The organism is Desulfovibrio cuneatus DSM 11391 (assembly GCF_000430005.1).
GTDB lineage: Bacteria > Desulfobacterota > Desulfovibrionia > Desulfovibrionales > Desulfovibrionaceae > Frigididesulfovibrio > Frigididesulfovibrio cuneatus.
The window spans coordinates 120365-144464 of the sequence record NZ_KE387019.1 but is presented as its reverse complement, the minus strand read 5'-3'; the positions used below and the strand labels follow the sequence as shown (position 1 = coordinate 144464).

Below are 24100 nucleotides of genomic sequence, written 5' to 3'. Positions count from 1 at the left end.
AACCATGGCATTAGGTGCCGTAAAACTGAATAACTTGAACCTGCGCCAAGGCCCACTGCGGGAAGTGGAAAACTACTTCCTGTATGTGGGGGCCGGGGCAGGCAAAAACGTGGGCAAATTGGTTGCCGTGAACACGGAAACCGACCTTGCCGCCAGTTTGGGCGCTGGCCCCCTGGCTGCCACGGTTGCCGCTGCGCGCTATAACGCCGGGCAGGAATGGAACGCCTGTGTGCTGCCCCTTGCCCCTGGGCAAACGTGGGAAGCCGGGGTGGATTTTGCCATTGAACACATTGGGGTGGAAGCCGTTATTATTACGGACCCCGTGGAAACCGTGGCAGACCTTGAACGCCAGCAGCAAAAAGCCATGCAGATTATGGCCCGCGACCTGCTGCCCATGTGGTTTGGCAGCCAAACACGGGGCATTAAACCCACGGAAACGTGGGAAGAATATGTGGAAGCTTTGCGCCCCATTACCAAAAACATTGCTGCCCCCAACGTGCTTGGGCCAACGCCCCCCTTGTGGGGGCCGGAACTGGGCACCCTTGCAGGCCGCTTGGCCAACAAAAGTGTGACCATTGCCGACAGCCCCATGCGCGTGCTTACTGGCCCGCTGGTGGGGGAATGGACCACCCGCCCCGTAGACGCAGCAGGCCGGGTGCTGGACCGCAGCATATTGCAAACGCTGGATGCTGCCCGCTTTAGCGTTCCCCAATGGTATCCCGGCTATGACGGCACGTACTGGGCAGACGGCAACGTGTTGGACGTGGAAGGGGGGGACTACCAGACTATTGAAAACCTGCGGGTGGTGCAAAAAGCCATGCGCCGGGTGTACCCCCTGGCCGTGGCACGCATTGCAGACCGGGCCTTGAACGAAACCCCTGCCAGCATTGCCAAGGCAAAGCAGTATTTTACCCGCCCCTTGCGGGAAATGGCCAAAAGCCGGCAGATACGCGGCTGGGTGTTCCCTGGGGAAATACACCCCCCCACGGAACAAAGCATAACCATTACATGGCACACCAAGTACAGTGTGGAACTCTTTATAGCAGTGCAGCCGTACAACTGCCCCAAGCAGATTACCTGCAATATACTTTTGGACCTCGAAAATTACGCTTAGGAATACTCCCTTTTTCCGTTTGGCGGCGTTGCTTCACTTTTTTTGAAACAGTCATGGACGGAAGAGTCCACTCCTGCTTCAAAAAAAGCTTGCGCCTTGCCAAACAAAAAAAATGCGCATTCCTGAAAAATAAGGAAGAAAACTATGAAACACAGCGGACAACGCATAGGCGGGCGGGATTTTGACATAACCGTGGGGGATTTAACCCTTACGGTTTCCAAGGCCACACTGGGCATTACGGACAACGTAGAAGTGGCGCACGACAAGGGCGTGCCCAATGGCTGGGTGGCTGGTTCCGTTTCTTCCGAAGGGGAAATTGAACTGACCGCCGCAGGCATGAAAATTTTGGGGGAAGCGGCCAGCAGTGCAGGCAGTTGGCGGGAATTACCTGAATTTGACATGCTATTTTTTGCAAAAACAGGCAGTGGGGAAGAACTGAAGGTGGAAGCCTTTGCTTGCAAAATGAAGGTAGACGGACTGCTGGACATTGATGCCAATGAAAATACCAAAATGCACATGACCAAGCTTAAATTTATCGTTACCAGCCCCGATTTTGTCCATATCAACGGCACCCCCTACCTTTCCAAGGCTGAAACGGAAGGGATTGTACGCCCAGGGGAATAAATCAGCGTTTCCAACAAGCCACAACCAACGCAAACGCCAACACGCATAAGGGGCTGACATGATTGACCATGATTTTATACGAAAAAAACTGGAAGCGTTTGAAGGCAAGGGCATTGCCAAGGGGTATGTGCCCTGCCGGAACGGGCAAGTAATCGGCGTTTCCGGCGTAACTATTGCCACCGGGCTTGACCTTGGGCAGCAGAACGCCACCAGTCTTGCCGCCATGGGTATACCTGCCCCCATTTGCACCAAATTTGCCCCCTATTTGGGGCTGAAAAAGGAAGCCGCCGTGCAGACGCTTGCCGCTGCACCGCTTGTGCTTACTCCGCAAGAAGTGGCCCAGGTGGATGGTTGCGTACATGCGTTTTACACCGCCAACACAGCCGCCCGGTTTGACAAAAAAGTACCCATGCGCCGTTTTGCCCAGCAAACCCCGGAAGTGCAAGCCGTGGTGGTTAGCCTAGAATACCACCTGGGGCCCGGCGGGGCGGCAAAATTTGTGGAAAAAATAGTCGTGGGGAATGTGGGTGGTGCCATTGCCATGTTGGAAGCGGAAACAGGCATTTTTGCTAACCGCCGAAGGGCAGAGGCCATGCTGTTACGAAAAGCCCTGGAAAGGGGGAACCCGTGAAAAAATATCTTATTATTGCCGCCATTTTCCTTGCCGTGGGACTGTTGTTAGCGGGTGGCAAGGCCATTGAATACGCTATTGACAAAGCCGCCAAAGCGGAAGCAGCCGCGCAACAGGCCGTGCAGGCCAACGTGGTAACAAAGCACACGCTGGAATACACCACCAACGCCACCAGCAAAATGGTGGCCGTTACAGGCAAACTGGCAGAACAGGTGCAAACACTGGCCAGCACCACAAAAAAAGGCATGACCAGCCTACAAAAGGGGTTAGCTGATGCGAAAACTATTGACCTTACTGCCGCTGTGCCTGCTGATGTTAGCACTGCTTTGTGCGTGCAGTGGGCCGAAAGCAGCGGTTACGCGGGTGGAATGGCAGGAAAAGCCGTTTCCAGCCCACTTGTTCAAAACACCACCCATGCCCTTGCCGGGCAATGCCGCGCCGCCTGGGCCAATGTGACCTGGCGGGACTTAGTGGAATACGTTGTGCCCCTTATGGAATATGGGGGGCAAACTCGCATGCAGCTTGAAGCCGGGGCCGCGTACTACGGCCCCAAGGTGGGTACACACATGGGGAAAGGACAAGAATAATGCCATTTACCAAGCTCCAAGAAATTTGCCGGGACATTTCCTTGCCGGTGTTCATTAGCCTTTTTGGGGGCAGTGTGTACCTGCTCTACAGGCGCATTACGGCCCCGGCACAGATAGCCATAAATTTGGTGCTTTCCGTTTTTATTGGCGTTTCTGTTTTTTGGGGCTTGGAATATTTCCACTTCCCGGACGGGCTGAACGCCGCAATTGTTAGCTTTGCCAGTGCGGCTGGCTACCCCGTGTTTGATGCCATACAAAAGCGCATGGTGCGTACCATCAACACGTTCCCTGGCCCTGGGGCAGCGCCACCCCAGCCGGGGGGCATGGATGAACACGGAAACTGGACAAACCATAAACCCGGTGGTGGGGGGGGCATGTAGCCTTGCCACCCCTGCAAATCACAAACATACAGGACAAACACCATGGAAAAACGCATTTCCCTTACTGCCAACGGCACTACCGTGCATTTTAACGTGAATGCAGCGGCTTACGATAAGTTTATTGATGAAATGGAACCCAGCAAAAAAGTGGGGCCTGCCAAAAACCTGCTTATGCGTACCGTTGCGGCTGAAAGCAAGGAAGCCCTGAAAACCCTGCTGGAAACACCGGGAATGGCCCTGAACCTTGTGGGGGCGCTGGTGGAAAACTATGCCCCGGATATTAACGTAACGCTGGGGGAGTAGAGGCAGCTAGGCGGGCCATTGAAAATTCCCCCCTTGCCCGCCTACACGCCTACCACAACAAGTGGTTGCCTGGGCAGCGGGCCACCCCGGCAACCCTGGGGGAAGCGCTTTTTTTGGAACAGGACCATTGGGACAGTTTTGCCGTGGCTGTTGCCAACGGAATAAATAAAGCCTTTGGCGGGTAAAATGCCCCTTTAAAAAAGGAAATAATGTGGCTACCAAGCTGGAAAAACTTGAATTTTTGATAGGCGTGAAAGACGCCGCCAGTTCCAAGCTTGGCAAGCTGCAAAAAACCTTTAGTTCCATGCGCAAACAAGCCGGGGGTGAGCTGCGCAACCTGATGGGCGGGGCCATGGCTGCCTGGGGCGGGGTTACTTCCCTAAAGCAGATAATGCAGCCGGCCATTGAAATGAAGCGTGCCCTGGGCGAAGTGGAAAGCCTGGGCGTGGCCGCTGATGGGCTGGACGAGCTGCGCAAAATGTCCACTTCCTTTGCCTTTGACTTTGGCGGGGCCGCTACCGATGTTGTACGCAGCGCCTACGACATACAAAGCGCTATTGGCGGCTTAACGGGCAAGGAACTGGCCAGTTTTACCCAAGCTGGGGGCATACTTGCAAAAGGCACCAAGGCCAACGTAGCCACCATTACAGGCTACATGGGCACCATGTATGGCGTGTTTGAAAAAGATGCCAACGCCATGGGCAAGGCCGCATGGGTGGAACAGCTTGCAGGCCGCACAGCCTACGCCGTTAAAGTGTTTAAAACCAACGGGGAACAATTTTCCGCAGCATTTACAGGCCTGGGGGCCGATGCTACCGCAGCCGGGGTAAGCGCCGCAGAACAAATGGCCGTACTTGGCCAACTGCAAACCACCATGGGGGGCGGGGAAGCGGCCACAAAGTACAAGGCGTTCCTGCGCGGGGTGGGCAATGCCCAAAAAGAACTGGGGCTGAAACTGACCGACAAAAGCGGCAACATGCTGGGCATTGTGGACATAATGGACAAAGTGCGCGGCAAGTTTGGCAACAGCATTAGCGTAAAAGAAGGGGACGTGCTGAAAAAGGCTTTCGGCAGTGATGAAGCCGTTTCCATGATAAATTTATTGTTGAACAAAACCGATGCCCTGAAAACAAATATTTCTGACATTGGGAACATTAAGGGGATGGACGGTGCCCGCACCATGGCCCGCAGTATGACAGACGTGTGGCAACGCTGGAATGCAGGAGTTAGCGTAACCACAGCCAATTTTGGCAGCAAAATGCTGCCTATGCTGGAACGCTTTACCACCGCCGGGCTGGAAAAATTAAAGGTGCTGAACGGCTGGATTGAAAAATACCCGCGCGTTGCCCGCCTTGTGGGCATGGTGCTTATTGGCCTTGCCGCCACTGCTGCCGTGCTGGGGGTAATAACCGTGCTGGCCAGTGTGTTCAGCCTTATTCTAAGTCCCTTGGGGCTTATCGCCTTCCTTGTTTTGGCTATTCCCGTTGGCATTATTCTGGCCATAACCTACTGGAAGGAATTGAAAGGTTTTTTTGCCGACACAAGCTGGGGCCAGCCCATTTTGTGGGTTATGGAAAAGTTTGAGGAACGCTGGAACATGCTGAAGGATTTGTTTACCGATTTTAAATGGACCAAGTTGTTCAAACTGGCCATTGCCGCTGCCTTAACCCCGTTAGAAGGGTTGTTACGCCTTCTTGGGGAAGGGCTTGCCTATCTCGGTGCCGGGGACATGGCGGCAAAGTTGCAAAGCTTCAGCGCCATGGAAATTGCCACCAACATTACCGGGCACACAACGCCGGGGCAGGAAAACACCGCGCCAAACGGCATGGCCATGCCCGCAGTAAATGCCCACAAGCAAGTGGACATACCCAAAGGTGGGGGCGTGCAGCAAATGCTTTCCACCCGTACAACAAGCACAGGCAAGCAAATAAATATTGCACACCAAGAGGTTTTTGTAACGCCGGAAGCTGGCGCAACCAATGAGGATTTAATGCTTACGGCTGGGGTGGCGTTTTAATGGCCACGTACACAGATATACGCATTGCGGAAGATGATTTGGCCATTAGCGCTGCCGGCACGCCGGAATATGTGCATGACGTGGCCTGCATTGCCCAGGACCTTGTGCACGCCATACGCGAAAGCGGCTTGTTGGTGGAACTTATAGGCAACCGTGACGCCGTGGCCCGGCAAAAAAACATTGTGGCCATTACCCTGCTGGCTGAACAGGATTACCGCATAATTCCCGGCACGGCCAACATTGTGGAACCGTTGCTGGGTGAATACTGGTTGTATGCGGATACGGTGTTAGGCAACCTGCAAACCCCCTTGGGCAAAGCGAATTGATAGGAACCACAATGCCGGAAACGAAAGAACAACAATTTGCGCGGGAACTGTTTTCCCGCATGCTGGCAGGGGCAGGCCTGCCCCTTACGGAAACGGGAATGCGGGAAGCGTGGCAAGCGGAAAACGCCGCCCAGGGCAACACCATTGCCAACCAAAGCCCGTATTCCCCTTTCTGGCGGCTTGTTTCTGCCATTGCCACCAAGCCCGCATTGTGGCTTGTCGAACTGCTGGTGGCCCATGTGCTGCCCAACAGTTTTTTACGCTTTGCCAGCGGCATTTATTTAGATGTGTACGCCTGGGGGGTGGACGTGCAGCGCAAGCCCGGGCAAACGGCCCTGGGGTTGCTTACGTTTACCCGCGCCAACAGCACCGGGGAACTGACTATTCCCCCCGGCACGTTTATAGAAAGCCCTGCCCTGCAAGGGGCCGTGTACCGCGTAAAAACCGTGGGGGAAACCGTTATTCCCCACGGCGCACTGGTGGCAGAAGTGCCTGTGGAAGCGGAAAAAGAAGGAGAAGCCTACAACCTTGGCCCCGGTTACTATTCCATTCTTACCAAGCCCATTCCCGGCATTATTGGGGTTGTGGGCGGGGAATACTGGCTGACCCGCGCCGGGGCTGATGCGGAAGAAGATACCCCCCTACGCCTGCGGGCACGCAACCAGTTTAAGGCCGTGGGCCAACTGCACCACGATGCCGCCTATGCTGGCTTGATTGCTAAATTTTCCGGCATTCGCATGGATTATTTGTTTTTTGAAAAAGACGGGCCACGCGGCCCTGGCACCGCAAATTGCCACATAATGGTGGAAAGTGGTGTGCCACCACAAGAAATGGTGGACGCTATAAACACCTATGTGCGCGAATCCGGCAACCACGGGCACGGGGACGATTTACAGTGCTTCCCCATAACAGAACAGCCCATTAGCCTAAACGTGGTGGTGTACCCCGTGCTTGCCGCCGGGGATGAACGCAAAAAGCAACTGTTGTTTGATGTGGAACACCGCATACGCTGCGCCTTCCGGCAAAACACCAATTACGATGTAAGCAAAACATACCCCCTTGGGCGTTTTTCCCTTTCCCGACTAGCGGATGAACTGCACAGCCAGTTGCCGGACCTGCGCAGCATTGAATTTGGCAGGCAGGGGGACATTGTAGCAACGCTTGCCCTGCCTGTGCTTGCTGAATTTACCATTGCCCTGGGCACGGGGGTGTAGCATGCAAAAGCCCGTTATACCGCCAAACCACGTGCCGGAAGTGCCGTTGCCCAAGCTATCATTCTGGATGGACGGGGCAAAAAACACCGTGCTGGCCAGGGCTGCCCAAGCCTTTTTTGGGTGGCTGGGCAAGGCGGCATTCTGGGCCGTGGAGCAATTTGACCCCATGACGTGCCCGGAAGTGCTTTTGGATATTTTGTCCTGGCAGCGCGGCATAGACCGCTACCCAGGGGAAACAGACCGCTTTTACCGCCTGCGGGTGCTATATGCCTATATAAACGGGGTGGATGCGGGCAGTATTGACGGCTGGCAGCGCATTTTTACCCGGCTGGAACTTGGCCCCGTGGGGCTGGAAGAACGGGTGCCGGGGCAAGATTGGGACGTGATTGGCATTGCAGTGGACGACACAAAAATACCAGACGTGCAAAACGTGCTGGAAATTATCATAAATGAGTACGGCCGCACGTGCAGGCGCTACCGTTTTATTTCCCGCATTCCGCAAGCCGTGCATGTGGCTGCCGGGTGTTTTTGCAACGACCACACAACGGTATACGCCAAAGCAGCCGTGGAAATAGCCCTGGGCGTGAAGCGTGCCCAAACAACGTTTGACAACCACCACGAAACTGTGGTGGCCCAACAATAGGAGCATTTTATGGGCGTAACACTGACAGCGCCGGGGCAGGCCCTTATTGCCCGTTTGCAAGCCCAGGGCCAACCCCTGATTATTGATACCTTTATGTTTGCGTATATTGACGGGCAAGACTTTACCCCGCCCCCCAGCACCACAGGGGTGGTGCCACAAGCGCAGCTGGTACACACCCAGGCCATTCCCCCGGAATTTCGGGCTTATGTAAACCCCAACCAAGTGGTGTATTCTGCCTTGTTGGGCAGCGACATTGGGGATTTTTCCTTTAACTGGCAAGGGCTTTACTGCGCGGAACACAACACGCTGGTGGCTGTTGCCACCTTCCCGGCATTGCAGAAAAAAGCCTACAACCCCAACACAAACACACCGGGCAACAACTTTACCAGAAACTTTATGCTGGAATTTTCCGGCGCACAGGAAATTACCCACATTACCGTGGAAGCCGCCGTGTGGCAGCTTGATTTTACCGTGCGCCTGAAGGGCATTGACGAACGGGAACGCCTTTCCAACCGGGACATTTACGGGCGTGCCCAGTTTTTGGCTGACGGCTGGCGCTTTACCCGGCAAGACAGCATGTATGCCTTTACCCCAGGCGTGGGCTATGTGGAAGGCATACGCGCAGCCCTGGAAGACCCCATGGTTGTTGCCCCTGCTACCCTGCCCTGTGACGTGTATTTAGACGTGTGCATGGAACCGCAAGGCAGTGATGTAGTAACGGTGGTGCAAACCCTGTTTGTGCCGGAAGGGGAAGCGCAAGCCGACTACACCACCCAGCCCCCCGTAAAAACACGGCACTATGTTGAAAAAGTGGCCCACATAAATGGGGACGGCAGCATAGAAGACACCCGCCCAAAAACACCCCGCATTGTGCCGCAAGGGGTGCTTGGAGGTGGGGGGGAATTAGTAGGGGATGTGCCCCTTACCATACAACCTGGGGAGGAAAATACTATTTTAACCACGGTAGGGGGGCAAGTAAAATGGGTGCCTGGGAAGGTGCCCTTGTCCGCCGATTTGGTTCTTTATGTTCGGGCATACGGTGATGATACAAATAGTGGGGATGATGATACGCAAACAGGCGCGGTTGCAACCATAAACCGTGCTATGGCCATTCTAGGGGAATATAACGGAATGGGCATATATTCTGCCACTATAAATATTGGTGCAGGTGTTTTTCACGAATCTATTGCGATTGGTGCACATAGTAGCATGGGGTTTACCTCCCTCGTTTTTCAAGGGAAAAATGCAGACAGTACAAAAATTACCGCCAGCAGGGATGACTTCACTATTTATGCCCTGGCGGCAATGAACGTCACTTTTAAAAATATAACAGTGGCAGGGGATACAACCATTGCTATGGTGGGGGCTTATTACTATGCGTCTTTGTCATTTATCGGTTGCCGCTTTGTAGGTCCATCTCGTATTTGTCTCCGCGCACGGTCTGCGGAAATATCATTGTATGGCAACACAAAAATTTCGGGCGCTTTCACCGAAAGTGTTTTCTCGTTGGCCTACGCCGCAGTAGCTATTTTATGGGATGCGTTCGAAGTGGCTGGTTCTGCAAAATGTTTTGTGGCAATTAGTGATTTTTCAGTATTTACAACGTGTCACACGTATCTAGCCACTTTTTCTGGGGCGTTTACGGCCACCCGTTTTGTTATGGGGCCAGCAGCGCACATATATTCCGGCGGACGGGGTGCTAATTTTTTACCCGGCAACGTTGCGGGCACGGTGCCTGCAAACCAATATTGTATTTACTCCTAAGGAGTTAGAATATGGATTTTGTAAAAGAAGCTTGGTTCTGGCAACTGCCAGACGGGCGCGTATGGTCTACCGCAGCAGCCGCATGGGTAACGGCAGAAACAGCCAATGCCTGGGCCAGGGGCCAGGGCTTAACGGAAATCCCACCCAGCCCGGTGGATGAAGCGGGGGAACGCACGGAAAAAGGGCTGTACGATGCGTTGGTTTTTTACGGCCTGCCCGTGGGGGAACTGGCACCCCCGGAACACACCGTGCAGGCACGCATGGCTGCCATAGATGCACAAATAACAGTACTGGAACTGCAAGCCCTGCGCCCCCTGCTGGCAATGGATGCAGGCATAGCAGAAATAGCAGACATGCAAAAAAAACAGGAAATAATGAACGCCATTATTGATTTACGGTGTGAACGGCAACAACTGGAAACCCTGCTAGAAACAGCAGAATAAGGCAACTCCATGGCATTTTCCCCCATTTCTTTTTCCAGCCCGCAAGGGGTGGCCCAGCTTGCCCAGGGTGTGCAGGCTGCCCTGCAACTTTTGGGGCAAACCATGCAGCAAGGGGCCGGGGCATTGCAAGAACTGCCCATTCCTTCCCCTGAAGGCGGCATGGGGGGCAGTTTTGGCAACACAGGGCAGGCACGGCAGGCAGCAACCACCGCCATGGCCACGCCTGTGCAGTTTTTTGCCCTTACGCCATTCCAGTACGGCGTGGGGGAACGCCGGGGGGAAGAAGGGTTTCTGCCCCCCACAGCAGCCCTGCAAGCCTTGGGCAGCCGCATACATGCCCCCACCACAACGGAAGCAGGGGAAGCACAGCAAGAAGACACCACCCAAAAAAAAGGGCTGGTGGCCCTGCTGTTTGCAGCCCCCACCCAAGCCGCTTTGGCCCAAGCCTTGGGGGCTTTTACCCAAGTATACCCACAGGTGGATTTGCAAAAGGCCATGCGCCGGGCTTCTGCCCTGGCCAGCCTTGAACAAACAAAATTTGTGCAGCCCCAGGGGGGGGGCTTTCCCCCTTCCGGCCTAAGTTTCCCGCAAAAGGAACCCGTGGGCCAAGCCTTGCAGCAAGGCATTGCCGCCATGCTGGGCAGGGGGGAAGCCGCCGAGGAAGCCCAAAAACACCCGGCCCAGCGCCTTGCCGAATTTGCCCAAAAACAGGCCGAAAACCTGCAAAAAACCATGCAGGGGGTGCAGCAAGTGCTGCAAAGTTTACAAGGAAGCCCAACAGGTGTGCATGGCCTTTACTTGGAAGGCACGGGGGGGGAAATTGCGCGGGAACTGGCCAAAACCAAGCCACCAGTGGACGATGCACACAAATGCAGCGCCATTGTAGGCTGGCAGGGCACGCCGGGGAGCGTCGCGTTTTATAAGCAGGGGTTTGGGTTATGAGTTACTTGCTTTTAGATAACTTCCGGGTACCGGGCTACAACCTGCGGGCCAACCTGAATTTTCAGCTTAAAGACGAAGACGCCAGCGGGGAAACTTCCGGCACGGCACGGGCCAAAAAAGGGACCAAGGGCAAAAAGCTGGAAGTGAATATTTCCTTGCGCTACATCCACAAGGACCAACTCACGCAGCTTGTGCGCGAGGCAGAGGCTACGGAAGGGGGGGACGCCAAAAAATTTGCCATAACCAACCCCACTGCCAACGCCGCGGGGTTGCGTTTGGGTACGTTTTCCGGGGCGTTGCGCGTGCAAGAGCATGATTCACTGCAACAATGGGACATTAGTTTTACGTTGCAGGAGCATATATCTGTGCCGGAAATGGCAGAAGGCCGGGAACCGGGCAAGCAGGGGCAGGCAGGGCAAAACCCCGGCAGCACCGTGGGCAGTGCCCCAGGGGGCACGGATGGGGGCGCGGAAGCCCCGCAAAAAGAACTAGGGTGGTTTGAATCAGGGTTAAAATTCCTGAACGACAAGGCCGCAGAACATGGCATAGGCGGGGAATAAATGAAACTGCAAAAACGCCTTACCGTAGCAGGGCAGGAAGTAAAACTGGTGCAGGACAACACCGTGCTGGAACTTTCCCAACCGGGCCGGGCCATTTTTCAAGTGCTTTCCCCCACAATGCTTTCCGGCACTGTGCAATTTTCCCTTGGCTGGCACTGGGATGCCCAGCTAACCCTGTTTTTTACGGGCGACATTGACCCAAAACTTTCCACCCGTGTGGATGATAAGCAAGTGCGCCTGTGCGTGCGCGAAGTCAGCGCCAAAATGCAGCACATACACCCCATGGCCTTGCGCCACCCAACCCTTAAAGAAGTGCTGGCAGAATATGCCAAGGCCGCAAAGGTACAGTTTATTGTGCCGGAAAAAGGCTATGCCACCACAAAAGTGCCCGCCTTTTATGCCGTGGGCAGCGGCACCCACGGGCTGGCCAACATGGGGGATGTGTTCCACATTCCCGATTATGTGTGGCTAACCCAAGGGGACGGCAAAATATTTGTAGGCAGCCATGCCGATTGCCGCTGGGCAAAAATAACGGGGCTGGACCTGCCAGACAATTTTTACCACAGTGCGCGGGCAGACGGCACCCGCAGCGTAACCGCCGTGCCCAGCCTGCGCCCTGGGGCCGTGCTGAATGGGGAAAGGGTACGCATGATAAAACTAACGGGGCACACCATGGAAATAAGCATATGCAACGCAGTGTAAAAGCCGCCATGCTGGCCAGCTTCCCAGAACTTGCCGGGGGGCTGCACCTGGACCACTACGCACGGGTGGTAAAGGTGGCCGATAGCCCGGAACAGGGCAGCAGTTCAGAGCGCTTCCGGCCCCGGTACGCCGTGGATATTGAAATTTTAACTCCGGACTATGAGCCAGACCCAAAATTCCCCCAATATGCCGCCGTGCCCTTGCCCGTGCCCGTGGGGGCAGGGGGGGAAAGTGGCAGTTTTGCCTTCCCTGCGCCGGGTACGTTGCTGGTGGTGGGTTTTGCCTACGGCAGGCAGGACCACCCTATTATTAGGCAAATTTACCCCATGGGGGAAAACCTGCCCAAGGTTGCCCAGGGGGAAGTGCTGTTGCAGCAAACCCCGGCTGTTTTCCAGCGGGCAGATGCCGCCGGCAACTGGCACCGGGAAACGGATGCGGCCATACAGGAAAAATCGCTTTCCCGCACCGTAAACGCCGTGGAAAGCGTGAAAAACCTTGGCAGCGAAGCCAAAACAGTGCTGGAACATAGCCTTACGGCTGTGGGTGGCAAATGCGAATTTGAAGCCGGCACATTCCTTTCCATGCTGGCCGGGCAAAGGGCCGATGTAGGCACATTGGGCAACCTCAACCTTTCAGCAGGGGGGGAAAGCACCCACAGCACAGCCAAAAAAGCCACGGAAACAGTGGGGGGGGACCACGTTTCCCGCGTAATGCAAAACCGGGAAATTACCGTGGACGGTGGCCGGGAAGAAAAGGTGGCCAAGGACCAGGGCACCGACATAAAAGGCAAAAACACCCTGGACGTGGGCAAAAGCATGGCCCTGAAGGTGGGCACCACCCTTACAGAAACCGTGGGGGGCAGCAGCAAAGAAAGCGTGGGGGGAAACAAGAATATTGATGCCGCCAACATTAACCTGCACGCCAAGGGAAAATTGAAGTGCTGGAGCGGGGAAGATGAAGAAAGCGGCATTTCCCTGTACCAGGAACTTTTGTGGGCGCTGGACGATATAAAATTAGCCCTGGACTATATAAAAGGGGCACTTGATGTGCTGGCCACCCATAACCACCCCAACGTGGGGGTTATCATCCAAGGCCAAGCCGTGCAAAGCAATGCCAACAGCAGCCAGGCACACGCCAACGACCTTGCCCGCCACCGGGACATTATGGCCGACATTACCGACTGACAAAACGCAAAAAAAAAACAGCAAAACCGCCATGGGCAAGCCGCCTTTGGCGGTTTTATGCGTTGTGGGAGAGGGGGAGAATTTTTTTCATTTTTTGGTGGAATAATTGTTGACAATATGTGACCATTGGTCATATATTGTATTCACGCGAGGCGAACAACACACACAAAAAACATAAGGGGCACGGACATGGGCACAGCAGGAACAGTAATCGAGCAACTGGGCGGGAATAAATTTGTGGCAATGACAGGTGCCAAGAATTTTATGGGGTTGTCCAGTGGCTTGCAGTTCGACCTGCCAAAAAGTGCGCATTATGTCAAAAATGGCATTAACAGGGTGCATGTAGTGCTGACCACCATGGATGAATACACAGTAACTTTCTATAAAATAAGCAAAAGGGGACTGGAGTGCAAAACCATAGCAGAAGTAAAACACGTTTACTCTGACCAGCTTTGCACCGTGTTCACCGCTGGAACGGGACTTGAAACAAGGCTGTAAGCGCCAAAGGCAGCAAGGGGGGAGGAACCTCCCCCCCCACAAAATAACGGGAAAGTTTATTTTATAGCTTGATGATATGTGACCAACGGACTATATTCTAAACATACAAGGCGGGGCATGGGGCAACGCCGAGAAACAGGGGGGAAGACAATGAGAGATTACACTACACAGACAGATGGGACAGGCATGGTAACGGTAAAATGGGGAGAGGAACAAGAAACGTATGTTCCGCACAACGGTGTTCTTTCCATTTTTGTATCGTATAATGGGCACACAGGCACCATAGCCGAGCCTGTAACCACCGCTTTGGAACAGATTCCAGCAGGAAAAAACGCAGAAGAACAAAGGGCAATGCACATACCCTGCACAAAAGAAACAATAGAAGGTTTGGTAATCAAGCAAATGGATTTGGCTATAGCCAGGGGCAAAGAGGTGGAAGCAGAAACGGGTACCCCTTGGGGTGAATGGTTAAATATTTATCGGTTACAGTAAGCAGTCGGCGCAAAAGGCAAGGAGAAATATAATGCCTGCAACAATTACGATGGACGAAACAAACACTTTTGAAATTATGAGCGACAGCCAAGGCGAAGCCCTTGCAATACTGGTAGATAATGGCCTTGTGAAGTGTGAACGGTGTGACGATGCGGCAACCCACGTAATTGCCAATGGAGATATGGCAGGAATTGTGGTGCTTTGTGACGTGTGTTTTACTGAAAGCCAAGAAAATAACGAAGAATAGAGCAAAATGACCACACCAGCACCAAAAACAGCAGGCAGGCCACTTACCGTGCCCACCGGGGACAATCCCATGGCCCAGTTCATGCGGGACTACAACCAAAAATACAAAACCCTGCTGCCCATTGCTACCATTGCCGCCAAAATGAATACCACCCCCCGCACTGTAATGCGTTGGCGTGACGGGGAACGCTCCATGATGGGTATTGCATTGGGGTCACTGGCAAAGCTGCGCAAGGAATACGGGATGGAATAAACCCCAGGCAACCCCCAATAGCCACAACCACCCCAAGCCCCCTGCATACAACCAAAACAGCCCAAAGCCCCAGCAGCACAATACACACCAAAGCCCTACATGCCCCCATGTGGGGTTTTTTTGCGCCCTGCACCCAGCCCCCCACCGGGCACGCAGGGGCATGCGTGGGGCATACACACCCCACCGGGTACGGCTGGGGGCATACGTGGGGCACGCTGGAGCACCACCATGGATGCAGGGGCATACACGGGGCATACAGGACACCACCATGGAGGCAGGGGCATACACGGGGCAAACACACCCCACCGGGCAGCAGGGGCATACACGGGGCAGCAGGCCCCCCTTCCCGGCCCAGGAAGAAAACAGCCCAAAAAAATCACTCATCCGCACCAAACCTTCGCGCTGTTTCAATAAAAAAATGCAACGAGGGGGTGCCCCGCAAAGGGGGGTAAAATACTGTTAGGGAATACATATAAAAGATAGGGGGGCTTTGCAAAAAACGTAACAGAATGCAAGACAATGCAAGGACTTCGCACTTTTAAAAAACAGAAAAAAACAGACAACACACCGGATACATTGACTTTTATTTTTCAACAATGAACTTAAAAATATTTTTACCCATAGTAAAAAAATGGCACCAAAAACTCCATTTAAAGGGAAAAAACCGCGTGTTCTGCCCTTTTGTATGCCCTAATGTATGCCCTAAATGTATGCCCTAAACGAAAAAACGGGTTACGCTTTTAACGTAACCCGTTGAAATATCTGGTCGGAGCGACATGATTCGAACATGCGACATCCTGCTCCCAAAGCAGGCGCGCTACCAAGCTGCGCCACGCTCCGACACATGCTGCACCGCCATTCCGGTACCAGGGGGCGGGGTTGGGAACCCCGTCAGCAGGGAATCATTTAGCGCACAGCCAGCAAAGATGCAAGGAGAAACTGCATTTTCTTGCATATTTTCTGCGGCGTTCCCTCAAAGTGTTCTCCCGCATAAGGGGAAGGAAAGCCCCGCAGCCTATCGTCCGTTAGGTTTATGGCAAGGCACCGCTGGTGCATATGTTATTCCCCAAAGCACCCCAGCAGGTTTTGGGCCAGCGCCTCCACGGTGTGTGTTTCCACAGTTGTGCCCACAAGCAACGTTACGGTAGCTTCATTCTGTTGCAGGGCGGTGCAGCGCTGGTGCACCCCCAGGGTTATGAGCTGTTGCTGCACGGCATGTTGCTGGGGTGTGGACAGGGCGTGGCACAGCGTTGCAAGGGCCCAGGCAGAATAGGCGGTGCATTCCGTGTCGTCATCCATAAAGCCCTGAACCAGGGAAGCCACAACAGGCAGCACCTGCAACGGGTGGCGCTGGGCCAGGCTGCCCGCCGCCCAATACACCCCACGGCGCAAGGGTGTGTATTCAATAAAATTATCTTCACCACCCGTATCGTGCATATAGGAGAGCAGAACATTGCCGTATTCTGCGGCCAGGGTGTCGTTTTTGCCCACAATGGCCCCCATGGCCTGTGGCACACCCCAGCCAAGGTTACCCGATTCTTCATTCATGCTCCACATAAGGCGGCGCATAATAATGCGGGTGTCTTCCATGCCAAAGGTGGCCAGGGTGCACACAGCAATGCCCAGCCCCCCTGCGGCCTGCCAATGCACTTCCGGCCGTGGCAACAGCCCCAGCAAAGCATTTATCGCCTTCTTGGTGCTTGAAGCATTGTGGCAAAGGCTTGCCACATAGTCTGCCCAATTGTTTTTTTGCAGGGCTTCCTGCAACTCTAATTTATGCTTACGAAATGAACTCATTGTGAACACCTCTTGCTGCAAAACCCATTGCATCTCTTGTATTTTTCTTGTATGTTCCCTTAAGGATACAAAAGAACTGCCGAAAAGACTGTATGTTACATTGTGGCACCTTAGCAGATATTCTTAAAGACAACAATGAATGCCACGCATGCATAAATAGTCTTTTATGGAAACGTTGATTTATTCCGTTTCCCTTATATGGCATACAGGTTACACGCCAAGGCACTCCCCCTGCCCATATGCCATTTTCAGTAAAAGCCCTGGCACGTTGCCTGCACCAGGCGGGAATTATTTCCCTTTTTGATTTGACCCAACGCTTCATGCGTTAACACTCTTTTTCAATATAGCGAGTAGGCTTTCCATGCAAGAAGCTCCTCAATCCCCCCACCACTCTGCGCCACTACCCCCAAAAGGGAAACGCAATATTCCCCTTGTTGTTTTTGGTGTGCTGTTGTTAACCGTTGGCATAAGCATGCTTGTTTCGGAACACCAAGCCCTGCGCCAGGCCCAAGCGGAAGATGTGCAGCAGCGCACCAGCGCAATCATTCTGTTTATGAATAAAACCAGGAGCCAGGTGACCACCTGGGCCCAGGCCATGGGTACAGAATTTTCCCGGCTGAGCACCGCTGCCACCAAAAGCTGGCAACCAACCCTGTTTTTACAAAACTGGCCAGCAGCAAAAGTACTCATTTTTTCTAAAGACAATAAGCTGCAACGTGAAGTAAAAAAACCCCTCAATGATAAAGAGGGCATGAGCGCCTTTGAAACACTGGTTATGCGCTCTGATGAAATGACCAACATTCTTCGCCAAACCACCCCCACAGACCCCCAAGAAGGCTTTGTGTGGCTTGGCGACAGGCTATACCTTATTGCCACTGCGGCCATGCCCGGCCAGCAGGCGGGCAGCCTTGTGGCTGTTGTGCCCATGGACGCGCGCATTCTGCGCCAATTAAAGCAATATATTATAGCAGACGTGGTGGTGCTTCCCACAGAAGAAACTGCCAAGCTGCGCCTTGAAGTGCAGCCCGACCTTCCTGGCACCCTTGGCGTTGCCAATGGAAAAAACCTTTCCGCCACCATCACCCCTGGGCTTGCTTCCAGCCTGCATAGCAGCATTGACCCCTCACGCGAGTACACCATTTCCCTTATTGCCCTGCCAAGCGCGCTGGGGGAAGAGGTGGGTTCCTTTGCTGTGCTGGGCACCCCTTTTACGTTGGAAAGTACCAACCTGTTCCTGGCAAGCGCTTTTATGATTGCCATTGGCTTTATTTGCTTCCTTTTGGGCCTGCTGAAAAAAAGCACGGATATACCTTCCTCTGCCATGGCCCCAACAGCTGAAGCCGCCTTTTTGCCTGCATTGCAAAACCATGGGGCCCCTTCCCGCATTTTCAGCACACGGCGTTCAGAAAAACTGAAAAACAAGTTTGGCGAAGCACATAACACCAACATTGCCATACAGTACCAACGCTTTTTTGACAGCGCACCCCTGGGCATTTTCCGGTGTGCGCCAGACGGCAAGCTTTTGCAAACCAACCAGACCCTTGCCAGCATGCTGGGCTATGAATCTTCTGTACACCTCCTTACAGAACATGCCAGCCTGTTTGACTTTTTCCCGAAAGATCAAGACATTCACACCATATTGAACGCCCTGCGTGAAAAGCCGGGGGTACGCCACCCTGTGGACCTTGCAACACATAACGGTGTTGTGTGTTCGTTCTGGATTGTAAGCATTGCCGCCTTTGAAGCACAAGAACGCTTGCCCATAGAAGGCTTCCTGCTGGACAGAAGCCAGGAAGAAGAACTGGGAACCCTGGAAGAAAAATATACTCAAGCCAAAAATGACCGCGCAAATATTGCCTTGTTGCTGGCTTCTGCCAGCAAGCAAGTGCTTTCCTACCTGTTGCCGGTGCGCTCCCCTTCCACCCATTTCACACAGCAGTCTGTGCAAAGTGCAAGCGCCCCGCGTGAAGAACGCCGCCTGGGTGTTTCCACCCTGAATGCGGTGTTCAAAGACATTTACGAGCTGGCTCTGTATGAGGCAGACCAACCCAAAATTGTTAGCACCACCGTGAACCTGCGTCGCATTCTGGACGAACTGCAATACCAAATTGCCCCTGCCCTGCTTGATAAGTCCCTCAAATTTGAGTGCATTATTGCAGAAGACACCCCCACGGCCGTGCAGTCGTTTGCACCCCTTTTGCGCCACACCCTGCTGCGCTCGCTGCTTTTTATTCTGCGCGACGAAACAGAGGGCCTTATCAGCCTTGCTGTGCGGGCAGATATAGAAGGGTTCGCTTCTGCCACGCCAAGCCTTATCTTTACCATTTCCTGGGAAAAAGACCGCACAGACGAAACAGAACCACCTGACCTGGAAACCCTTGCCGCTTCCGCTTCTGCGGGAACGCTGGACCCCATTGAAGAACCAGGAACGCCTGCTGGCTCGCAACGGCTGGAATTTGAACAAGAATTCTCCGTTATCCAGTACCTTACCCAACGGCTGAATGGCAACGTTCCGCAGGCTTCTGCCAGCAATAACGAGCGGTTTTTGCAAATTATTGCCCCCTTTGACTTTACGGCTGCCGCAACCGATCTCTACACCATCACCAAGGCCAACAACCTGAACAGTTCCTCTGATGCACCCACAGGAGAGGCCGAAGCCATTTCCCGCGGGCTGGCTGCACAGTATGGCATTGTGGAAGATTTGCCCTCTACCCCCCTTGAAACATCCCGCTCTTCATCAAGCAACCTTGCTGAAGGCATGATGGAACAGGAAGACACCGCAAAACCACTGGACTTGCTGGTGCTGGATGAAGTGGCTGGCACAGGTGAAGAGGACGCTAGCACACAAGAACAGGGGGAAGCCCTGGACATTTTGCTGGTGGAAGACAGCGCCCACAACCGTCTGCTTTTCTCCTTGTACCTGCGCGGCACCCCCCACAGAATTACCGAAGCCGCAGACGGGCTTGAAGGGCTTGAACGTTTCAAGGAAAAGCGCTACGATATCATATTCATGGACATGGAAATGCCCAACATGGATGGCTACCAGGCCACCCGCATTATGCGCGCCCTGGAATCTGAAGCAGACGTTCCGCCCGTTCCCATTGTGGCCCAAACGGCACACGTGCTTCCGGCCTTTAAGGCACACAGCATGGAAGCTGGCTGCACCGCGTTCCTTTCCAAGCCGTACAGCAAGCATAACCTGCTTGCCATTATTGACACGGTGAAAAACGGCGGTCAGGCTTAGCTCCAGCGCGGCTTTACACGCATACCACTGTATGCAATGTGCCTGCTTACAGGGTGAAGACTTCTTCCCTGCAAGCAGGCACAATGCATTCCCCTGCTGGCAACAGTACAAGACCAGTGCAAAACTCCATGTTGCGTGCTTTTTGGAACATCTTCCCTGCGGGAAGGCGCAATAAGACTATTGTGCAATAGTCTTAATAACGGGGCGTTCCCCCAAAGAATAAACAACAATGTGGGTGCCCCACATGCCATAAAGAGAGCAAGCCATGGTGATTGAAGGAGTGCAGCGTTCGCTGCTGGAAGATTCATTTGTGGTGCTGGACGTGGAAACACGCCGTTCTGCCCAGGAAGTGGGGGGCTGGGGCAGCGCCCACCTTATGGGCATAAGCCTTTCTGTGGTGTATGATTCACGCACCCGTGATTTTACCTGGTATACTCAGGAAGAAACACCTGCCCTGGCCCGGCAGGTGGCATCTGCCGGGGTGGTGGTGGGGTTTAACACCCTGCGCTTTGACTACACGGTACTGCAACCCCACGCGCCGGAATTGCATTTTTCCCGCCTCAACAGCATTGATATTTTGCACCATCTGCAAGCGGCCCTGGGCTTTCGTGTTTCCCTGGAAAGCGTCGCCACTGCCACCCTGGGTGCCCCCAAAAGCGCTGATGGTTTGCAAGCCCTGCGCTGGTGGAAGGAAGGGAAAACACAGGAAATTGGTGAATATTGCCAGCAAGATGTGGCCATTACCCGCGATATTTACCTGCATGGCAAAGAACATGGCTTTGTGCGCTATATGCGCAAAAATGGTATAGTTGCCAGTGTTCCGGCCTTGTGGTAGCTGTACGCTCACGTGCAGAAGCCTGCCACGGCACCCAAACACGTTGATGCAGCGGCAAGCGCTGCGCACCCCGCCGCACCGCGCAATAACACAGTAAATGGATTATTATGACATATACAAACGAAACAGCCCCGCAGGCACCCGGTACATTCACCATTACCGCTACTGACGGCGCAGCCCGGCGGGGCCACCTGGTTACTGCCCATGGTGTGGTGCAAACCCCCATATTTATGCCGGTGGGCACAGTGGGCAGCGTAAAAGCCGTTGCCCCGGACGACTTGAACGCCCTTGGGGCGGAAATTATTCTTGGCAACACCTACCACCTGTATTTGCGCCCCGGCGACGAACTGGTTTCCCGGCGCGGTGGCCTGCACCCCTTTATAGCCTGGGACAAGCCAATACTTACAGACAGTGGCGGCTTCCAGGCCTTCAGCCTTTCAGAGCTACGCAAGTTCAGTGAAGACGGTGTGGAATTTCGTTCCCACCTGGACGGCTCAAAGCATATGTTCACGCCGGAAAAGGTCATCAGCATTCAGCGCAACCTGAATTCGGATATCATGATGGTGCTGGATGAATGCATTCCGTATGAAACCCCCTATGATGCCACGGCAAAATCCATAGAACTTACCACCCGCTGGGCCTTGCGGGCACGGGCTGCTTACCCCAAAGGGGCCGGCAAAAACCTGTTGTTTGCCATTACTCAGGGCGGCTTTTTTCCTGATTTGCGCACCGCTTCCGTCCAGCAATTGTGTGAACACGACTTTGACGGTTTTGCCATTGGTGGCCTTTCAGTGGGGGAACCAAAGCACCTTATGTATTCCCTATTGGCCCACACGGCACCGCTGCTGCCCGCGCACAAGCCGCGCTACCTTATGGGGGTTGGCACACCGCTGGATATTGTTACAGGCATTGCCAATGGCATTGATATGTTCGACTGCGTGCTGCCCACCCGCAATGCCAGAAACGGCACCCTGTACACAAGCCTTGGCAAAATAAACATCAAGCGCAAAGAATATGCCGAAGACGACGGCCCGCTGGACCCGGCATGCTCATGCTATACCTGCCGCACGTTTTCCCGCGCCTACCTGCGCCACCTGTACCAGGCAAAAGAAATTCTGTCGTTCCGCTTGAATTCCCTGCACAACCTTACCTACTTCCTTGACCTGGTGCGCGGCGCCCGCACAGCCATTGAAGCAGGCACCTTTGCAAGCTACCGCAGCCACATTGAAAGCCTGTACGCGGATGAATTGGCAAGTACCATAGTGTAGGGGTTCCTCAACGACCACCCTTGAAAATAGGACGAAAGGGCGGCGGCATGCCGCACAAGTCTTCGCGCCGTAATAAGCAACTTCCACCCTCCTAAAACAAAACAAGGCGCTGGTACTTGCGGTACCAGCGCCTTGTTTTTGGCTACACCTCGGCTATTTCTTCCTCAATGCGCATGCCAAAATGCCTGCCTGCCACATCAGTGCGGCACAACACGGTATCCCCCACTTTCAGGTTCACCACGCTCACCGCTTCCCCCTGCGGGGTTACCAGGCGTATGGTTTCCGCATTTTGCAGGAACACGGCCCCTTCTGCCCCGCCGCACTGGGCGCGTAATAGCAACATGGGCCGCTTTTCCACCTTGGCCCGGCCCACCACCGCCACCTGGGTTTCCCCGGTGTGGCTTACCACCAGCACTTCCTTGCCAGCCCGCACTTCTTCAAGATACGTGGTTGTATCTCCCGGCATCACGGCATAGGCATGCACAGCCCCGGCATTAATACGGAACGGGCGCGAAGCCACATATTCATTGGCTTCTGTTTCCGCATTCACCAAAAAAGTAAAAGCAGCAGAATTGCCCACTAGCATGCCCTGGCCTTTGCTGAACACGGAAAGTGTATCCACGCACACCCTGTGGCCCATGCCCACGGGGCGAATTTCCGTAATGCGTGCCTCGCACAGGGGCATGGTAGGGGTATCGCTTTTCAGGCTGGCAACCAGCTCTTTGATGTGGCCCACCCCTGCCGGGGGAACCACCACCACGTCTACCCCTGTTTCCAGAATACCAATGGCAAGGTGCGCCTCTTCCAGTGTGGCAGCTTCCAGGGCAAGGCCTGCCAGGGCTGGCTTACCAGAGATGGAGCTAGAATGAGGGACAGGCTTTGAACCACGCCCTTTTACTTGCACATGGGCAAGAAGGTTTTCCACAGGAATGATTTCCCACCCCTGGCGCAGCACCACAAGGCGGCCTGCATCCAGGGCCTCAGCCGCATCGGCCTCATCTTCCTTGCTGTTCAAGGCTATGTCTGCCACATCTTCCCAGGCAATAACCTGGGTGCGGGCAAGGCTGGCAGCGGAAGCCACCTGGGCAGCAGGCACAAGCAGGCCGTCCACCCCAGACTCCAAGGCAAGGGTTACTTCCTCTTTCACAAAAGGGACCGCTTTAAAAAGCACTGTACGCACGGCGGTTATTCCCCCACCATAGCCATGGCCTGGTCAACACTCCACCCTGCATGCACAATGCCGGAAAGGGCAGAAACGAGCAAACGCGGCGTAGGATGCTGAAAAATGTTGCGCCCAACAGAAAGCCCTGCGGCCCCGGCCTTAATGGCATCGTGTACCATTTGCAGGAATTCGCGGGTCGTGTCTGTTTTTGGCCCACCAGCAATAAGAATGGGCACGCAGGTCGCTTCCACCACATGGGCGAAGGAGTCCATGTCGCCTGTGTAGGGCACTTTCACAATGTCTGCGCCAAGTTCCACCGCCACACGGGCGCAGTGGGCAACCACTTCCGGGGCAAGGCTGTTTTTAATTTTGGGGCCACGGCCGTATACCATGGCCATCAGGGGAATGCCCCAGTTTTCCGCATCACGCGCAACCTGACCGAAGTCGCCCAGCATTTTGGCTTCTGTCGGGTCGCCAAGGTTTACGTGAATGGAAACACCGTCTGCCCCCATTTTAATGGCATCTTCCACATTGGCGGTAAGGGTTTTTGCGTTGGGTTCCGGGGAAAGGTCGGTGCTGGAAGAAAGGTGCAGAATAAGGCCCAGGTCGCGCCCACCCCGGCGGTGCCCGCAACGGGCAAGGCCTTTGTGACCAAGCACGGCATCTGCCCCACCTTCCGCCACTTCATTCACAATTTTACGCATGTCCACAAGGCCGGGAATGGGGCCAACGGAAACACCGTGGTCCATGGGCACAATAATACATTTCCCCGTGTTGCGGTTCATAAGCCGTTCCGTACGAATTGATTTGCCGATGTGCATACTGCCTTCCTAGTGTTTTGGGGAAGGGCCCCCCACATTATGGAAACGCT

28 protein-coding genes and 1 tRNA gene are annotated in these 24100 nt (G+C 54.3%); 24 read left to right on the top strand and 5 right to left on the bottom strand.

The genetic code is table 11. The features are described from left to right. Positions 1-4 precede the first annotated feature (4 nt). The 21 genes from G497_RS0115715 (at position 5) to G497_RS0115615 (ending at position 14923) form a co-directional block, all read left to right on the top strand. Positions 5-1114: a DUF2586 domain-containing protein gene (locus G497_RS0115715; RefSeq protein WP_027188858.1), complete on the top strand. Its 1110-nt coding sequence runs from the start codon at positions 5-7 to the stop codon at positions 1112-1114. A 144-nt stretch (positions 1115-1258) separates the two neighbouring features. Beyond that, positions 1259-1738, top strand: a complete 480-nt coding sequence (locus G497_RS0115710) for a phage protein (protein ID WP_034638263.1) — start codon at positions 1259-1261, stop codon at positions 1736-1738. Positions 1739-1796: 58 nt separating this feature from the next. Further along, positions 1797-2369 (top strand): pesticin C-terminus-like muramidase, encoded by a 573-nt coding sequence (locus tag G497_RS19490; protein ID WP_051258216.1) that lies wholly within the window; start codon positions 1797-1799, stop codon positions 2367-2369. After that, the gene (locus G497_RS0115700; RefSeq protein ID WP_027188856.1) at positions 2366-2956 is read left to right on the top strand and encodes a hypothetical protein; all 591 of its coding nucleotides are present in this window, start codon (positions 2366-2368) and stop codon (positions 2954-2956) included. Before G497_RS19490 ends, G497_RS0115700 begins: the two co-directional genes overlap by 4 nt. After that, positions 2956-3336, top strand: coding sequence for a hypothetical protein (locus tag G497_RS0115695; RefSeq protein ID WP_027188855.1), 381 nt, complete (start codon positions 2956-2958; stop codon positions 3334-3336). Before G497_RS0115700 ends, G497_RS0115695 begins: the two co-directional genes overlap by 1 nt. Positions 3337-3378: 42 nt before the next feature. Continuing rightward, positions 3379-3639, top strand: coding sequence for a putative phage tail assembly chaperone (locus G497_RS0115690; protein WP_027188854.1), 261 nt, complete (start codon positions 3379-3381; stop codon positions 3637-3639). A gap of 65 nt (positions 3640-3704) precedes the next feature. Further along, entirely contained in the window at positions 3705-3824 is a 120-nt protein-coding gene (locus G497_RS20880) for a DUF6890 family protein (protein WP_439328865.1), read from the top strand. A gap of 26 nt (positions 3825-3850) precedes the next feature. Next, positions 3851-5656 (top strand): phage tail tape measure protein, encoded by a 1806-nt coding sequence (locus tag G497_RS18690; RefSeq protein WP_051258215.1) that lies wholly within the window; start codon positions 3851-3853, stop codon positions 5654-5656. Next, positions 5656-5982, top strand: a complete 327-nt coding sequence (locus G497_RS0115675) for a DUF2590 family protein (protein ID WP_027188853.1) — start codon at positions 5656-5658, stop codon at positions 5980-5982. Before G497_RS18690 ends, G497_RS0115675 begins: the two co-directional genes overlap by 1 nt. Positions 5983-5993: 11 nt before the next feature. Next, a complete protein-coding gene (locus G497_RS0115670; RefSeq protein WP_027188852.1) occupies positions 5994-7196 on the top strand; it encodes a baseplate J/gp47 family protein in 1203 nt (400 codons plus the stop codon). A 1-nt stretch (position 7197) separates the two neighbouring features. Further along, the gene (locus G497_RS0115665) at positions 7198-7839 is read left to right on the top strand and encodes a phage tail protein (protein WP_051258214.1); all 642 of its coding nucleotides are present in this window, start codon (positions 7198-7200) and stop codon (positions 7837-7839) included. 9 nt (positions 7840-7848) lie between these two features. After that, positions 7849-9603 carry a phage tail-collar fiber domain-containing protein gene (locus tag G497_RS19485; protein ID WP_051258213.1) on the top strand — a complete coding sequence of 585 codons (1755 nt, stop codon included), beginning with the start codon at positions 7849-7851 and terminating at the stop codon, positions 9601-9603. A gap of 11 nt (positions 9604-9614) precedes the next feature. Continuing rightward, positions 9615-10046 carry a hypothetical protein gene (locus tag G497_RS0115655; RefSeq protein ID WP_027188850.1) on the top strand — a complete coding sequence of 144 codons (432 nt, stop codon included), beginning with the start codon at positions 9615-9617 and terminating at the stop codon, positions 10044-10046. A 9-nt stretch (positions 10047-10055) separates the two neighbouring features. Further along, positions 10056-10988, top strand: coding sequence for a hypothetical protein (locus G497_RS0115650; RefSeq protein WP_027188849.1), 933 nt, complete (start codon positions 10056-10058; stop codon positions 10986-10988). Beyond that, positions 10985-11548: a baseplate complex protein gene (locus tag G497_RS0115645; protein WP_027188848.1), complete on the top strand. Its 564-nt coding sequence runs from the start codon at positions 10985-10987 to the stop codon at positions 11546-11548. The genes G497_RS0115650 and G497_RS0115645 overlap by 4 nt, the downstream gene beginning before the upstream one ends. Continuing rightward, positions 11549-12250 (top strand): hypothetical protein, encoded by a 702-nt coding sequence (locus G497_RS0115640; protein WP_027188847.1) that lies wholly within the window; start codon positions 11549-11551, stop codon positions 12248-12250. After that, positions 12235-13434, top strand: a complete 1200-nt coding sequence (locus G497_RS0115635; protein ID WP_027188846.1) for a bacteriophage T4 gp5 trimerization domain-containing protein — start codon at positions 12235-12237, stop codon at positions 13432-13434. Before G497_RS0115640 ends, G497_RS0115635 begins: the two co-directional genes overlap by 16 nt. Positions 13435-13623: 189 nt before the next feature. Next, entirely contained in the window at positions 13624-13932 is a 309-nt protein-coding gene (locus G497_RS0115630) for a hypothetical protein (RefSeq protein WP_027188845.1), read from the top strand. A 150-nt stretch (positions 13933-14082) separates the two neighbouring features. Then, entirely contained in the window at positions 14083-14424 is a 342-nt protein-coding gene (locus G497_RS0115625; protein WP_156908146.1) for a hypothetical protein, read from the top strand. Between the two features lie 31 nt (positions 14425-14455). Then, positions 14456-14671, top strand: coding sequence for a hypothetical protein (locus G497_RS0115620; protein WP_027188843.1), 216 nt, complete (start codon positions 14456-14458; stop codon positions 14669-14671). Between the two features lie 6 nt (positions 14672-14677). Then, positions 14678-14923, top strand: a complete 246-nt coding sequence (locus G497_RS0115615) for a hypothetical protein (RefSeq protein WP_027188842.1) — start codon at positions 14678-14680, stop codon at positions 14921-14923. A 95-nt stretch (positions 14924-15018) separates the two neighbouring features. On the opposite strand, the gene G497_RS20420 is transcribed toward G497_RS0115615, so the two are convergent. The 3 genes from G497_RS20420 to G497_RS18680 all read right to left on the bottom strand — a co-directional run bounded on the left by G497_RS20420 (position 15019) and on the right by G497_RS18680 (position 16720). Beyond that, positions 15019-15294 (bottom strand): hypothetical protein, encoded by a 276-nt coding sequence (locus tag G497_RS20420; RefSeq protein ID WP_169727022.1) that lies wholly within the window; start codon positions 15292-15294, stop codon positions 15019-15021. Between the two features lie 392 nt (positions 15295-15686). Further along, positions 15687-15763, bottom strand: a tRNA-Pro gene (locus tag G497_RS0115600). Between the two features lie 219 nt (positions 15764-15982). Continuing rightward, positions 15983-16720, bottom strand: a complete 738-nt coding sequence (locus G497_RS18680; RefSeq protein ID WP_156908145.1) for a DVU0298 family protein — start codon at positions 16718-16720, stop codon at positions 15983-15985. 361 nt (positions 16721-17081) lie between these two features. Here G497_RS18680 and G497_RS19480 point away from each other — a divergent pair, with 361 nt between their 5' ends. From G497_RS19480 to tgt, 3 genes are all read left to right on the top strand, one after another. Then, a complete protein-coding gene (locus G497_RS19480; RefSeq protein ID WP_051258211.1) occupies positions 17082-19964 on the top strand; it encodes a response regulator in 2883 nt (960 codons plus the stop codon). Between the two features lie 265 nt (positions 19965-20229). Then, the gene (locus tag G497_RS0115565) at positions 20230-20799 is read left to right on the top strand and encodes a ribonuclease H-like domain-containing protein (RefSeq protein WP_027188840.1); all 570 of its coding nucleotides are present in this window, start codon (positions 20230-20232) and stop codon (positions 20797-20799) included. A gap of 107 nt (positions 20800-20906) precedes the next feature. After that, complete coding sequence (tgt, locus tag G497_RS0115560; RefSeq protein ID WP_034638260.1) at positions 20907-22067, top strand: tRNA guanosine(34) transglycosylase Tgt; 1161 nt, start codon at positions 20907-20909, stop codon at positions 22065-22067. Positions 22068-22209: 142 nt separating this feature from the next. Here the strand turns inward: tgt and G497_RS0115555 are convergent, their stop codons facing one another. Then, positions 22210-23247 carry a 3-dehydroquinate synthase II domain-containing protein gene (locus G497_RS0115555; protein WP_027188838.1) on the bottom strand — a complete coding sequence of 346 codons (1038 nt, stop codon included), beginning with the start codon at positions 23245-23247 and terminating at the stop codon, positions 22210-22212. A gap of 5 nt (positions 23248-23252) precedes the next feature. Further along, positions 23253-24050, bottom strand: a complete 798-nt coding sequence (locus tag G497_RS0115550; RefSeq protein WP_027188837.1) for a 2-amino-3,7-dideoxy-D-threo-hept-6-ulosonate synthase — start codon at positions 24048-24050, stop codon at positions 23253-23255. Positions 24051-24100: the final 50 nt, after the last annotated feature.